Genomic DNA, 14,497 nt, shown 5'->3' with positions numbered 1-14,497 from the left:
AAAGTGATCCTTATGTAAACGCTCCATGTCTAAGAAAAAATGGAAATGGACAAGCGCCTAGTCTTGGAGTGTATCTCAAAACTAGGCGTTTACATTATTGAGGCAATATATTTTACAAGTGTTTGTAGGAACCGTTAGTGCTTGGTGAGAAGAATACTTTTTGCCAGAGCAATTCCAGCTTGTGGATACAATTCTTGAATTGCTTGATATTTTTCTTCAATCAATTCGGGTTCGTCTGCCCATATATCCTCATAAATTTTCAAGGCTTTTTTAAAATGGGTTTTCGCTTGCGAAATATTTGCAGTGATCAGGCAGATACTTCCAAGGGATTCCTGTACCTGGGCATAATCCAAACAGTGGTTTGAATTATATTCTTTGATAATCTGTGCTAATTTCTGAAGAGCAGACAGGGCAAGGTCAGGTTCTTGTATTTCAATTAAGAGGACAGCATAATTATTAATCTGAGGAATACTGTCATTAGTATAAAGAAGCTGGTATTGTTGTAAAAGAGAGATACCCATTTTCATGTGCCTTTTAGCGAGATCAAGTTGTCCGTTGATTCGGTAAAGCCCTCCAAGATTGGAATGGAGGTTGGAAACCAGGTGGGCATTTTCTTTTGTGGTTTCTTTTATTTGAGCAAGTGCTTCTTTTTCTAATTTTATCGCTTTTTCTGTTTTGGGTTCCAGAGTTGCCTGATAATCCAATAGTAAGGCACGGTCAGATGCAGTCCCGTAAGTATTTGCTTTTATAAAATGCTGTAGTTCCTGGATGATTTTTTTCATACCCTTTTGATAGTGGTACTTCTCCATATATGGAAAAACATCTTCTAAAAATAACAGGTATTGGGGAATATCGTCCTTTTCAATGAAAAGCATGATGTTTTCTACTGTTTGAAATAATTTTTTATAATAGCTAACTTCAATGCCATGCATCAAACATATTTTTTGCAGAGAATCCAATAACGTGTGGCAGCTTGTAACAGAAGGTGCGGTCTCGGAAACTGCAATTTCCTGAATCATTGGATGCAGAGAAATAGTATGCCGGAGACTTGACTGTACAAAACCTGTCTCGATCAGATCATTCACGTCATTTAAAGTAGGCAGCTCCAGCCATTTGGAAAATATACGGGCAGAAATACCAGATGAAGGCATAAAACACATATTGCACATAATATCCTGCTGTTTCCGTGATAAGGAGTATAACGAAAACAGGGTATGGATATGGTTGTAATAGGTGGCTTTTTTGCTCTGACCATCTTTCATTACTTTAATCTTATCTTCATTATGAAGAGAAGCCTTTTCCTCTTGAAGTTTTATCAATAATTGCTCTGGAGTTAAAATTCCATTTTCCAGAAGTTTGGCTGCCAGTTCGACAGCAAAAGTATGGTAGTGTACAGTTTCTATGATTTTTTCTACGATTGCCCGGTTTTCCTCTGCTTCTGAATAAAATACAGATGTCAGTTGAAAAAGAGTGGGTATATCTTTCAGTTCTTTTAATTGAAAACTACAGTATTCAGACAGTTGGCTTCTGGTTGTAAATAAAACCCGGCAACGGTATTTTAATACGACTGACAGGCAACTGTCCTGTGTGGATGTGACATTAAAATTGTCTATGATCAGCAGTGTATCAGATTTCAAAGAGCGTAAGAAACGGTTATGTCTTTGAAAACGTTCCTGCTCACTGATTTCTGGTGGATCATCAATAAAATCCATGTCTACAATATCTTGATATAGATTACCGGTGTATTCCATATAGAGAATATTGGTGTACTGTTTTCTGTATTGCTTTGCATAGGCTTTAGCAAGCTCGCTTTTTCCAATTCCGGCAATTCCATAAAGAAATATATGTCGGTTCTCTTCAAACAAAGTATGGAGTTCATCCAGTTCTTCTTCTCTTCCTAGAAAATGACGGCATGGTTTTGGGACTTCGCTGTCCATAATGTAATCCAGAACAATCGGAGATAGAACACCTCCTGCAATCAGTTTTTGATTTCTTGTATCACGTTTAATAAATTGCCGTTCCATACCAAAAGAAAGTACTTTTGCTAAAAACAACAGCCTTGAATCAGAAGGTTTATATAGAGATACAAGTTCCTGCTTTTTTGTATCCGAAATCGTATCGTCCTGTATGAATAACGTGTAAATGTCCTGTATAACCATGTTGCAGTCTGCCATTAAGGGAAGTAAGTTCCGCTGAATGGTTGTTGCCAGTTTTTTCTGATTGCTGGGTTTTGCATAATATGAGGTTATTTTGGGACTGATTTTTGCTTGTCCGGTTATCCAGCGGCAAATTAGACCATTATCCATAGAAAAATCTTCATTTATCGGATCATTCATAAAATCTTCAAATAATTCGTATAAAAAATCAGGTTGGTTCATCTGATTGCTTTCACTGATTTGATTTTTTAGGCATGTGCTAATAGAAGAAAAATCACATCGTTCCAACAGAAATCCCTCCTTTGGTTTTCGTGTTTTATATTCTTAAAGTCTTTTTATTATAACACGAACAAATGTTCCGGACAATAGGAATTGATACTGTATAGGAAGAAAATGAATCTTAAAAACTCAATCTGCGGTCAATTTCAATTCAATGTGATTGGTGCAGAATAATTTTAGAATGTAATCAGGCTTTCGAAAGCCGAATTCAATTCATACAGAACTTTTGTACAATCCTGCCGGCATAGGATGTAGAGAGAACTGTATGCTGAAGGAGGCATATAGCATGAATACGTTATTTGATTCTGTAGAAGTTCTGGATACAAAAAAAGAAATCCAAAAAGAGAATGTAAGCTATGAACATGCAGGATATCAGATTCGAGTGCATTTTAATGGGGAAAAGACATTGATCCAGTGCATTCAGAATCTTACTGAACGAAAAATTGCAGGTTGATTTTCTTAAGTTCTTGTTGTAAAATAAAGACAATTAAAGACAATGACTACGCAAGACCGATGAAAAGAGGGATAGAATGTATCAGGCAGGAATTTATTGCCGAATTTCCATTGAAGAGCAAAATAAAGAGGGTGAATACAGCAATAGTATTCACTCTCAGATTCAGATGGCAAGAGATTATATTGCAGAGAATAAAGATATTGCAGAGAAAAAAGTTTATGTAGACGATGGGGCTTCTGGAAGTAATTTTGAAAGAACTGAATTTCGGAGGATGCTGGCAGATATTGAGCTTGGTGTTATCAATATGGTGATTTTTAAGGACGTATCTCGACTTGGAAGAGAACATATTGATACCAACTATTATCTAGGCAAATATTTCCCGGAGAAACAGATTCGGATTGTTTCGATTCTGGATAATTATGATTCAGCCGTTGGAACTTATGATGAAATGTTAGAAATAAAAACTTTGCTGAATGATATGTATTTGAGAGATACATCCAGAAAGATTAAGACAACGATTCAGACCAAAAGAAGTATGGGCGAATATACTCCGAAACAGCCCCCCTTTGGATATGTGAAAAGTAAAACAATTCATAATCATCTGGAAATTGATCCTTATGCAGCCGAGGTTGTTCGAAGAATTTACAGAATGTATCAAAATGGATTTGGCTGTACGGTTATTTGCAGGACTTTGAATGAAGATGAAATCCCTTGTCCCGCAAAATATAAAAAGGAAGTTTTAAAAACCAATTATGTATGGGATTCGGGAAAAGGTCTGTGGACATCGTCTACTGTAAGTGGAATTTTAAAGAATCCGGTCTATACTGGGGCGGTTGTGATTCGGAAACATGAAAGACCGTCTTATAAGCTGAAATACAAAAAGGCAATTCCCCTGGAAGAAATGGAGCTGGTGCCGGATGCACATGAGGCAATCATTTCTAAAGAAGAGTTTGATAGGGTTCAGCAAATAAGAAAGGGGCGCAGAGTTTCCTATTTTGATAAAAACAATGAACCACATAAATATGTGGGACTGCTCTTTTGTGGGAAATGTAAAACAGCCATGCGAAAACGTTATCTGGCATCTCATAAAGACTATGACGGATATATGTGTGGTTTTCATCAGAAGCAGGGGCAGAATTACTGTGAGCTGAATCATATTACATTTGAAAAGCTGGATGAACTGGTTGTATTTGCAATCAACCAGCAATTGAAACAGATGAAGATGGATATGAAGAATCTGGAAACTCAGATCAGACAGAAACAGCCGGAACTGGATGGTAAAATTGCAAAATTGCAGGCAAAAATAGAAAGAAATCTGGAATACCGGAAACGAGCATATGAACAGTTTATGGATGAAGTACTTTCCAAAGAGGAATATCTGGAATTAAAACAGATGTATGAAACAGAGAATCAGAAATATCAAAAAGAATTATCAGAACTGAACCATGAAGAGCAAAGGCAGCGGGCGGCGGTCAATGAAACAAAGATATGGTTGGAGCACTTTAATCGCAGAAGAATAACGGTAAAGCAGCTTACCAGAGAAGCGCTTGTGGAGTTAGTTGATAAAATTTATGTATATCCAGAGCAGAAAATAGATATATATTTTAAGTTTGCTTCAGTAGAGAGTTCACCAGATAGAATACTTGAGAAAGATGGGGTGATATGATGTATCAGATGGGTGTATATTGTCGTCTGTCGAAGGATGATGGAGAGAATAAAGTTAGTGAGAGTATTGAAAATCAGATGAAACTGATTCGTGAGTATGTGACTAAATCAGAGGATCTGGAAATCGCAGATATTTATATTGATGACGGTTATTCGGGGCTTTATTTTGCGAATAGACCGGAATTTCAGCGGATGATGGAGGATATCTACAAAGGGAAAATTCAAGGCGTTATTACGAAAGATATTTCCCGGCTTGGGCGTGAACATATTGAAACCAGTAACTATATTGAGCGTGTTTTTCCATCTTTGGGTGTGCGTTATATTGCAATTTTGGATGGCGTGGATTCTGTTCATCACAGTAATGAAGAATTGGCACAGTTTAAGACGTTGTTTAATGATATGTATAGTCGTGATATATCTAAGAAAATCAGAGGTGCATTGACCGCCCAGAAGAAACGGGGACAGTTTATGTCTGGGTTTGCCCCATATGGATATGTAAAAGATCCGGCAGATAAGCATCATTTTCTTGTAGATGAAGAAGCAGCTAAAGTGGTACGGAGAATCTTTTATATGAGTTTGGAAGGATATTCCAGGGATGGTATTGCAAAGAAACTGAATCAGGAAGGAATTCTGACACCGTCAGAGTATAAGAGAAAGGTGCAGGGATTGAAATATGCCAATGCATTAGAAAAAGCGGGTGCAAAGGGCTGGGCATATCCTACGATCAATGTAATTTTGCGAAACAGAGTTTATACAGGGGCTATGGTACAGCATAAATCAGAAAAGATATCCTATAAAGTGGAAAAGTATCAATATATTCCAGAGGAACAGCAGTATATTGTGGAAGGAATGCACGAAGCAATTATTAGCAAAGATACTTTTGAGCAGGTACAGGAACTTATGAAGAAAAGAACACGGACACCGGGATTTAATAGCGAAGTGAGAAAGGTAAATCCATACGCAGGAATTATTGTTTGTGGAGATTGCGGATATAATTTCCAGAGGGTTACTTGTCGGGACGGTTATGAGTGCGGTACCTATCACAAAAAAGGAAACACAGTTTGTTATTCTCATTTCATTAAAAAAGAAGTATTGGATTCTATTGTAAAAAATGAAATCCAAAGACAAGCGGAACTGGCACTGAAAGAAAGTGATAAGGATGAAATATTAAAAGTAGCAGATAGGAAGAAGGAGGTGCAGAGACGATGTGCAGAAGCAGACCAGCAGATTGAACGGTTACAAAAAGAACTTGCGGCTGTCCAAAAGTATAAAAAGAAAACTTACGAAAATTATGTAGATGGTGTTCTGGATAAAGAAGAATATCTCTCCTATAAGGCAGAATATGAAAAGCAGGATAAAGATATCAGGGCGAAGATTCAGTTGGCAGAACAAGAGAAAGACAGCTTTGGAGAGGCAGAAGAATCTTATGAAAACTGGATAGAGAAATTTATCAAGTATGGAACATTATCCGAAGTGACAAGAGAAATTGTGACAGAATTGATTGAAAAAATTGTTGTGAATGGAGATAAGAGCATTGATATTGTATTTAAGTATCAGTCGCCTTATCCGGTAGAAAAACAGGCAGTGTAAAGACTGCAAATTTTTTTACAGTAATTTTCCCCTAGTTATAATGAACACACAGAGGAGACTCCCTCCTGGAAAACTATATTGATACAGTTGCGGCCATGGGGCGGACTGTGATCGTTACAGGAACCGGAAATAACGGCAGCCAGCCCTGGCATGCGGGAGGAATTCTGCAGCAGGGGAAAACAGAAGAAATCCAGTTGGCGGTGGGAGTTTTTGAAACCACATTAAATGTACAGTTATGGAAGGATTATGAAGATGAGATGGAAATTTATCTGGAAAGTCCGTCCGGAGAACGGATCGGTCCATTATATGAAAGGCTGGGCCCACAGCGGCATCTGCTGGAAAATACAGAGCTTCTGATCTATTATGGAAAACCCGGTCCCTATCAGCTGTCACAGGAAATCTACATAGATTTCATTCCTGAGGGTAATTATGTGGACAGTGGTGTCTGGAAAGTTCTTTTGAGTGGAAAACGTGTGCGCTCCGGACAGTATTTCCTCTGGCTGCCGGGTGGAAATGTACTGAATCGCGGAACCGGGTTTTATTCTCCTCGGGCTGTGGGAACTTTGACGATTCCTTCCACTGCCGGAAAAGTTATTTCTGTTGGAGCTTATGATTCCAGACAGAATGCCTACGCAGATTTTTCCGGAAGGGGAAGTCAGTTCCTGCCGATCCGGAAGCCTGACCTCGCAGCTCCCGGCGTATCCATCTCCGCCCCGTTTCCCGGTGGAAGCTACGCCACTGTTACCGGAACTTCTTTTGCGGCACCCTTTGTCAGCGGAAGCGCAGCTCTGCTTATGGAGTGGGGGATCGTGAAAGGAAATGATCCGTTTCTTTATGGGGAAAAGGTGAAGGCGTATTTGAGGAAAGGCGCACAGAGTGTGGGCGGGTATGAAGAGTATCCGAATGTGGAGGTGGGATGGGGGGAGAACGTTATAATAAGGTCACATTGAAGAAAGTCAGTAAAATCAAGTGTTTCCGTTCATTTTCTCAACACAGAAATGAAGCACTTTTTCCATAAATTTGAAGAAAATCTGCCCGGGTTAGACGCAAAATGATATGGAAAGCACCTTTTGTAGCAATGACATAACATGAACCAGCAGTTCTGTTATGGACAGTTAATGAAATAAGAATCAAACGAAAGCGAGGTCATGATAATATGAAACTGACTTATATAGGATCAATTAAAAATGTTTTTCCACCATAATAAAAAAAATGGTGGCATTTCGTATTTGCTGAAGGTACATGAAAATGTTCTCCTGTTAAATGATATTTTATAAGTTGTTTTCTATAGATATCCGCTGATAGTAGATATCTATGATATCCTGTAAAGTAATCGTATTCATTTTTTCTTCGGCAGTCTTTTGAATTTCATTATAAAATCCCTGCAAAGATAACTGAATGTTAATGCCAACGCCACATTCTGGATTGGTATGAGTATCTAAATGAAGCAATGGTTTATCACCTTCAACTGCTTTATAAATATCCAGCAATGTAATCTGATCTGCTGGTTTTGAAAGAGAAGGACGGGCATGTCCGGCTACACTGGTCATAAGTTCCGCTTTTTTTAGTTTTAACATAAGCTGGCGTACAAAGCCGGGATTTGTATGGACACTTTCTGCAATTGAGGCGCTGGAGAGAGATTTTTCCTGGTTGATAGCAATCAGAACCATCACATGAACAGTATCGCTTAATTTCGTTGAGTATTTCATGATAAGAAACTCCTTGTAGTATGATATAATGATTTTGGTTTCACGTTTTTGAGGCGAAAATATTTCTGGTTTGTCAAAAACATCCCAAGTTCTCAACAGCTCTTTTTAATGTGTTGAGAAATTGTACATATTTTTTATTTTGATGATTGTAAATAATATAATTACAACTATAATGAAATTTAAAGGAAAAGTCAACATAGTAATAAAACTTACGGAGGATTGTATAATATGCTGATTGTGGACAAATTAAAAGGAAATTTATATACCAGAATCAAAAAACATATGACTAAAAAAATGTATCACCTTTATTATCGTGAAAACAGGGAAGCTTCACAGTCTAAAGAAGAATATGAAGCAAATTTATTAAGAGCATACCGACATTTAGACGCATGCAGATTCAAAAATAAGGGATGGCCATGTCCAACATGCCCAAGTTGCTGTTTTTGTGGAAAAGATTATGAAACTATGACTGAGGTAATGGATTTTGTCCGGGAATGGATAAAAGAGAATCCGGATAAAGCCAGATTAATGAAACCACCAAAATCCTTGCATAAACATTGATTATTACATGATGCGATAAAATATTTACAAAGGAGAACTTATGGAATACAGAAATCAAACAGAAAATCGTGCATTTCAGGAAATGCTGCAGGCAGCAGTAAAACGGCTGCAAAATCGTTCCGGAGAGGATATTGCTGCAAAAAGTGGGGCTGTTTTTCATAGCAGCCGAAATGTGCTTGAGGTACCGAGTTTTCATGAAGTGTTTGAAATTCAACTTCCTGAGTTTTATATTAGTTCAGATATAGATGAATGGCATTATCTGACATTGCTGCATTATCTGGATATGGCAGATGGAACGGAAGGCTCACAGAAGCTCATTACTTTTGGCAACCTGAAAGATGGATTGATTCGGGGGACCAAGTTTGACCGGACTGCAGAGCAGAAACTGGAAAAGCTTTTGCAGGACAAAGATCCTGAGAAAATTCAGAAAGCATGTACAAGTCTGGGTGCAGAATTCACAGAGACAACGGCGGATCTGTGTGCTGCTTTTCCAGTTCTGCCAAGATATCCGGTAACTTTAAAGATATGGTTTGCAGATGAAGAATTTCCTGTATCCGGCAAAATATTTCTTCAGGATCATGCTGATCATTATCTAAGTGTAGAAGATGCGGTAACAGTTGGAGAAATTTTGCTGCAAAAATTATCGGAAGCATTTTCTTCCCTCTGATCATGAATCAGAAAACTTTCCAGTCCGGCTTTGATAAATTTGTCGATTACTGTCTGAATCTGTTTCCAGTCATTACAGTGATTGCGGAGCATCAGTCTGTTGATGGAAAGGCAGCCATTCATTTGAAAATAAAAAACCGATTCTGCCTGTTCAAAGGTCAGGAGGCTGTGTGACATAAGCCAGGTCACATAGCCTTCTTTTGTATTTTCTGCTATTTTTTCCAGAAGAATAGGGGCAATTGCATCATCCAGAAACAGTGCCCTGTATTGTGATTCCATCTGTATTTTCTGACAGAACGGATAGGAACAGCTTTTTTGATTTAGACAGAATAAATGATCTACAGTTGTTAACATATCCTGAGTCATATCATTAAAAATATCTGATAATACATCATGGATATCGTAGTAATGAAGATAAAAAGTGCCACGGTTGATTTCAGCATTTTTGCAGATCTCTGTAACTGTAATTTTCGTAAAACTTTTCTGATTTAACAACTCTAAGAACGTATCTTTTATGGTTTGCCTGGTATAGCGGGTACGGCGATCTTGTTTTCTCGTTTTTTCTGACATTATATACTCCTGTATTAGTTAGTATCATATAATTTCTCAACAATTTTCCTGATGTGTTGAGTAACCATACAAATCTCACAGATTGATTATTGTAATTTATATAGTAACAACTATAATGAGGTTTAAAGAAAAAGTCAACAGATTGTTCAGAATTTTAGGAGGAAAAACATGGGACATGTAATTGCAGTATCAGGAAAAGGTGGCGTAGGAAAAACAACTCTTTGTGGATTGTTGATCCAGTATTTATGTGAAAGCGGAAAACGTCCGGTCCTGGCGGTGGATGCAGATGCAAATGCAAATTTGAACGAAGTGCTCGGTGTTGAGCCGGAGATTACACTTGGGGAGCTGAGAGAAGAAATTGAGCGGGCAGGAGTTGATCCACGGTATCAGATTCCGACAGGAATAACAAAACAGGCTTATCTGGAAATGCGTCTCTCCGATGCAATTGCAGAAGAAGATGATTATGATTTGATGGTAATGGGGCGAACCCAGGGACAGGGCTGCTATTGTTTTGTAAATGGTCTTGTGCAGACCCAGGTTCAGAAACTGCAAAGCCATTATCCATATATTGTGGTTGATAACGAAGCAGGTATGGAACATATCAGCAGAGGAATCCTGCCAATGATGGAAGTTGCGATTCTTGTAAGTGACTGTTCCAGAAGAGGTGTTCAGGCGGCCGGACGTATTGCAAAGCTGATGAAGGAGTTAAACTTTAAACCACAGAAAACCGGATTGATCGTGAATCGTGTTCCAGATGGAAAACTGGATGCCGGAACTCTGGAAGAAATCCGAAATCAGGGACTGGAATTGTTAGGGGTTGTGCCACATGATGACCAGGTATATCAGTATGACTGTGATGGAAAGCCGATCATACAGCTTCCGAAAGATTCTCCTGTAAGAAGTGCACTGGGAGAAATTGTAAAGAAGTTGGGATTGTGAGTTGGAGGATTGAAAGTTTGAAGATTGAGCAAACAGAAATATTATCTGATTTGGTATAACCAATTGCAAAGAAAGGAAAATCTTCATGAGAAATCATTGGACAGAAATAGAAAAATATTTAGAAGACCAGAAGATAGCGCAGGAACTGATTGGAGAACTGAGAGATTTTCACATGCGTTATGAGGTAGAAAATCAAGTAAAGGAACGGGTAGAAAAACCGGATATCCTATTTTATGGGAAAAAGATTCTGGAAATGTCAATAGCAGCGCTTCTTCAGGGAGATAACCTGTTACTTTCCGGTGCGAAAGCTACAGGAAAAAATGTACTATGTGAGACACTGGCATGGATATTCGGAAGACCGGAATACGACATTTCTTTTCATGTAAATACAGACAGTGCCGATCTGATTGGAACGGATACCTTTATAAATAATGAGGTTCGCCTTCGGAAAGGCCCTATCTACCAATGCGCGGAATTTGGAGGATTTGGAATCCTGGACGAAATCAATATGGCAAAAAATGATGCGGTTTCTGTACTGCATGCCACACTGGATCATCGGCGCAGAATCGATATTCCAGGATATAACAGGATTTTACTTCATCCGGCAACACGATTTATCGGTACGATGAATTATGGTTACGCAGGTACCAGAGAACTAAATGAAGCATTGGTTTCAAGGTTTATGGTAATTGATATGCCTGAAATGGATGAGGATAGTGTCCTTTTTGTATTAAGACAACATTTTCCAGATGGGGAAAAAAGTGCACTGAAAGTTTTTGCAGGACTGTTTCTGGATTTGCAGATCAAAGCTTATCATGGAGAAATCTCAACAAAATCTCTTGACCTGAGAGGACTGGTTTCTGCTGTAAAAGCAACAAAAAGCGGACTTTCTCCAATTGATGCAATCCAGATGGGGATCATAAATAAAAGTTTTGATGTATTTGAAAAAGAGATCGTAGAAGATGTGGTTTCTACCAGAATCCCATCTTCCTGGACCGGAAAAGACATATGGGGGTAAACTTGTATGGAGGATGTCAGATGGCCGGCGGAACAACTGGAAGAACATCATCTGGAGATCAGTAATCGTATCAGAAATCTTTTTTGGACAGTCAGTGGTGATTATGATATAGAATTTGAACCGGACACAGAAAAATATGTTTATTCAAAACAAACGGTTCTATATGAGGCAGTGAAGCAGGGTGCCTTTGCACGATATTTTGATCAGAAGAAACTTGGCATGTATTTGATGAAAAAATTATATTTTTCTGCTGGAGAAGATATGCTTTTGCCTCTTGCTGGATTATGCATGGATGCTGCAGTGAATCGTTTTATCATTCGAGAACGTTTGGGAACAAAGGAAATCAGAGAACAGGCGTTCAGAGAATTGGAAAAGGACGAGAAAGAGCAGGTATCAGACAAAGCTGGAACAGACCTGATTCACAGGATTAGGCTTCTGTATATAAGGCATGTTCTGGAGAACACAGACGATGAGGGAATGGATCCACAGGCAGAGATTGCATTGTACAAGATTCTTTCTCTGAAGGATGCAGAAAATACGGAAGATGTCATAAACGTGATAGATGAGATTTATAATCATGTTCTGGATCCCTCTTTTGAAAAAAAGAATGGAAATCTGGAGAAGATTCTGAATTTACCGGATATGGCATTGGCCAATGACGCGTGGCAGGAATGCATGACGGATGAACAGATGGAAGACATCATTCAAAAATATCTTTCTAATCTCAAAAAAAAGATGATGAGTCTGGATATCAGAAACAAAAAGAAAAAAAGATTTTATTTCTCTCCGGAAAATGAAGAAGTTCCGGAAAGCTCGGAGAATATAAATCCACAGGCAGTGCGACGGATACGGGAATATGTGGAACTGAATTACGGAAAATCGTATCTAAGTGAAGCGGAGCAGGCCAGAGTCAACCGGAAATTTTGTACAGGAATCCACAAAAACTGTATTCTGTATCTTACAGATGGAATTTTACAAAACCCTGTGATAAAAAATAATCAATACCGTTTTTCTCAGCTGCAGTTTGAAAAAAATAAAGCCTATTATGGAAATAATCACTGGATCATCAAAAGAAATATTTCTGTGTTGGCAGAGTCACTGAAACGGGCATTTATAATCCGAAAGGATGATTTTGTCAGCAGATCTGATGCAGGGCAGCTTGTTCCTGAGAGGTTATGGAAAATTGGAAGAACAGACGATGACAAGTTATTTAATAGAAAAAAAAGATCTGATGATTCTGAGTTTGTAATAGACGTCCTGATTGATTCCAGTGGTTCCCAGGCTGACAGACAGGCTCAGGTAGCGGCTCAGGGATATATTATCAGTGAAGCATTAAGCCAGGCAGGAATTCCTCATCGGGTGACAGGATACTGTGCTTTCTGGGGATATACAGTAATTCAGAGATTTCGGGATTATGAAGATCCAAGGGAAACAAATGAAAGAATCTTTCAATTTCGGGCGTATGCCAATAACAGAGATGGGCTTGCACTGAAAACAGTCTGTTCCTCTCTCATGGAGCGACCGGAAAAAAATAAGATTTTAATCGTATTAAGTGATGGAAAACCCTGTGATATGAGCATACAACGACCAGGAACCCGCCAGCCCAAGATCTATGACGGAGAAGGAGCTGTGAAAGATACTGCATATGAGGTGCGTCGAGCCAGAAATCAGGGAATTTTCGTAATTGGTATTTTTGTAGGGAATGAAGAAGAACTCTCCGTGGAAAAGAGAATCTATGGAAAAGATTTTGCCTATATTCGTAATATCAGCAATTTTTCCCGTATAGTAGGAACTTTTTTGCGAAGACAAATTGATATGGAATGAAAATGGAGGAATCACTATGGGTAAAATTGAATTTTCCAATTGCCAGGATGTAAGAAATCAGAAAAAGATACAGGAATTAGACTGTCCACGCTGTCATGAACCGGGAGGCATTGAAGCCTTTGTGAAAGACGGGATACTTGCAGAGGACGGAGTATGTGATAACTGTGGATATATTCTTCCGGAAGGAACAGAACTGGAGGAAGTGGAATAAGAAGCATTTAAGGAGATAACAGATGAAAATTGCTGTAACTGGAAAAGGCGGAGTAGGGAAAACTACGATATCTGCAGTATTAGCACGGCTGTATGCAGAAGAAGGGAAAAAAGTATTTGCTGTAGATGTGGATCCAGATGCAAATCTTGGACTTGCACTGGGTTTTTCAGAGGAAGAACTGGAGAGTATTACGCCTATCAGTAAAATGAGAAGGTTGATTGAGGAGAGAACAGGTGCAGATAAAAGTAATACTTTTTATAAAGTCAATCCAAAAGTGGATGATATTCCTGAAATTTACGGAAAAGAAAATAATGGTGTTCGACTTCTGGTTTTGGGAACTGTGGAAACTGCGGGAGGCGGATGTGTATGCCCTGAAAATGTAATGTTGAAACGAATTATTAATAATTTGGTTTTACATAGAGATGATATAGTAATCTTGGATATGGAAGCAGGACTTGAGCATTTAGGACGGGGAACAACGGAAGGAATGGATCAATTTATCGTCGTGATAGAGCCGGGGGCCAGAAGTGTTCAGACTTATAAAAATGTAAAACGTTTGGCAGAAGAATTGGGTGTAAAGGAAGTAAAGGTCATAGCAAATAAAATCAGAAATGATGAAGATGAAAAGTTTGTAAGGTCTAGAATCCCGAAGCAGGATTTTTTGGGATGTGTTCATTATAATGCAGAAGTTATAGAAGCAGACAGAGAAGGAAGATCCCCTTATGGATGCAGCAAGACAGCTACGGATGAAATTCGAAAAATTAAGGAGATATTTGATGTAATGGCAAAATAGACATTATATTAATTTAATTATTTTTCGAAAACAGTTTGAAGCATGGCCATATGTAATGTTTA

General features: G+C 38.5%; 14 protein-coding genes. 11 read left to right on the top strand and 3 right to left on the bottom strand.

The window, feature by feature from the left end:
* Positions 1–134: 134 nt before the first annotated feature.
* The gene (locus MUB50_RS01520; RefSeq protein WP_005428247.1) at positions 135–2,378 is read right to left on the bottom strand and encodes a tetratricopeptide repeat protein; all 2,244 of its coding nucleotides are present in this window, start codon (positions 2,376–2,378) and stop codon (positions 135–137) included.
* Between the two features lie 343 nt (positions 2,379–2,721).
* On the opposite strand from MUB50_RS01520, the gene MUB50_RS01515 reads away from it, so the two are divergent.
* The 4 genes from MUB50_RS01515 to MUB50_RS01500 all read left to right on the top strand — a co-directional run bounded on the left by MUB50_RS01515 (position 2,722) and on the right by MUB50_RS01500 (position 7,094).
* Positions 2,722–2,889: a hypothetical protein gene (locus MUB50_RS01515; protein WP_009245398.1), complete on the top strand. Its 168-nt coding sequence runs from the start codon at positions 2,722–2,724 to the stop codon at positions 2,887–2,889.
* A gap of 76 nt (positions 2,890–2,965) precedes the next feature.
* Positions 2,966–4,555, top strand: coding sequence for a recombinase family protein (locus MUB50_RS01510; protein ID WP_009245397.1), 1,590 nt, complete (start codon positions 2,966–2,968; stop codon positions 4,553–4,555).
* Positions 4,552–6,144: a recombinase family protein gene (locus MUB50_RS01505; protein WP_005428244.1), complete on the top strand. Its 1,593-nt coding sequence runs from the start codon at positions 4,552–4,554 to the stop codon at positions 6,142–6,144. The genes MUB50_RS01510 and MUB50_RS01505 overlap by 4 nt, the downstream gene beginning before the upstream one ends.
* 107 nt (positions 6,145–6,251) lie before the next feature.
* The gene (locus tag MUB50_RS01500) at positions 6,252–7,094 is read left to right on the top strand and encodes a S8 family serine peptidase (protein WP_243119068.1); all 843 of its coding nucleotides are present in this window, start codon (positions 6,252–6,254) and stop codon (positions 7,092–7,094) included.
* 321 nt (positions 7,095–7,415) lie between these two features.
* Here the strand turns inward: MUB50_RS01500 and MUB50_RS01495 are convergent, their stop codons facing one another.
* The gene (locus tag MUB50_RS01495) at positions 7,416–7,853 is read right to left on the bottom strand and encodes an Rrf2 family transcriptional regulator (RefSeq protein ID WP_118623306.1); all 438 of its coding nucleotides are present in this window, start codon (positions 7,851–7,853) and stop codon (positions 7,416–7,418) included.
* 228 nt (positions 7,854–8,081) lie between these two features.
* On the opposite strand from MUB50_RS01495, the gene MUB50_RS01490 reads away from it, so the two are divergent.
* Both MUB50_RS01490 and MUB50_RS01485 read left to right on the top strand, forming a co-directional pair.
* Positions 8,082–8,414, top strand: coding sequence for a nitrous oxide-stimulated promoter (locus tag MUB50_RS01490; protein ID WP_118064022.1), 333 nt, complete (start codon positions 8,082–8,084; stop codon positions 8,412–8,414).
* Between the two features lie 40 nt (positions 8,415–8,454).
* A complete protein-coding gene (locus tag MUB50_RS01485) occupies positions 8,455–9,081 on the top strand; it encodes a DUF3786 domain-containing protein (RefSeq protein ID WP_118623308.1) in 627 nt (208 codons plus the stop codon).
* Here MUB50_RS01485 and MUB50_RS01480 read toward each other — a convergent pair.
* Positions 9,003–9,650: a TetR/AcrR family transcriptional regulator gene (locus tag MUB50_RS01480; protein WP_082424858.1), complete on the bottom strand. Its 648-nt coding sequence runs from the start codon at positions 9,648–9,650 to the stop codon at positions 9,003–9,005. The two genes, MUB50_RS01485 and MUB50_RS01480, sit on opposite strands and share 79 nt — an antisense overlap.
* Before the next feature lie 168 nt (positions 9,651–9,818).
* Here MUB50_RS01480 and MUB50_RS01475 point away from each other — a divergent pair, with 168 nt between their 5' ends.
* The 5 genes from MUB50_RS01475 to MUB50_RS01455 all read left to right on the top strand — a co-directional run bounded on the left by MUB50_RS01475 (position 9,819) and on the right by MUB50_RS01455 (position 14,435).
* Positions 9,819–10,589, top strand: coding sequence for an ATP-binding protein (locus MUB50_RS01475; protein WP_118623310.1), 771 nt, complete (start codon positions 9,819–9,821; stop codon positions 10,587–10,589).
* 85 nt (positions 10,590–10,674) lie between these two features.
* A complete protein-coding gene (locus MUB50_RS01470; RefSeq protein ID WP_118623312.1) occupies positions 10,675–11,607 on the top strand; it encodes an AAA family ATPase in 933 nt (310 codons plus the stop codon).
* A gap of 6 nt (positions 11,608–11,613) precedes the next feature.
* The gene (locus MUB50_RS01465; protein ID WP_118623314.1) at positions 11,614–13,431 is read left to right on the top strand and encodes a cobaltochelatase CobT-related protein; all 1,818 of its coding nucleotides are present in this window, start codon (positions 11,614–11,616) and stop codon (positions 13,429–13,431) included.
* Positions 13,432–13,447: 16 nt separating this feature from the next.
* Positions 13,448–13,642: a hypothetical protein gene (locus tag MUB50_RS01460; RefSeq protein WP_015524507.1), complete on the top strand. Its 195-nt coding sequence runs from the start codon at positions 13,448–13,450 to the stop codon at positions 13,640–13,642.
* A gap of 22 nt (positions 13,643–13,664) precedes the next feature.
* Positions 13,665–14,435: an ATP-binding protein gene (locus tag MUB50_RS01455; RefSeq protein ID WP_118623316.1), complete on the top strand. Its 771-nt coding sequence runs from the start codon at positions 13,665–13,667 to the stop codon at positions 14,433–14,435.
* The last annotated feature ends 62 nt before the right edge of the window (positions 14,436–14,497 follow it).

It is taken from the genome of Blautia sp. NSJ-140, from assembly GCF_022868965.1.
Taxonomy (GTDB): domain Bacteria; phylum Bacillota; class Clostridia; order Lachnospirales; family Lachnospiraceae; genus Blautia_A.
The sequence above is the reverse complement of the archived record's forward strand: the minus strand, read 5'-3'. Positions and strand labels throughout refer to the sequence as shown.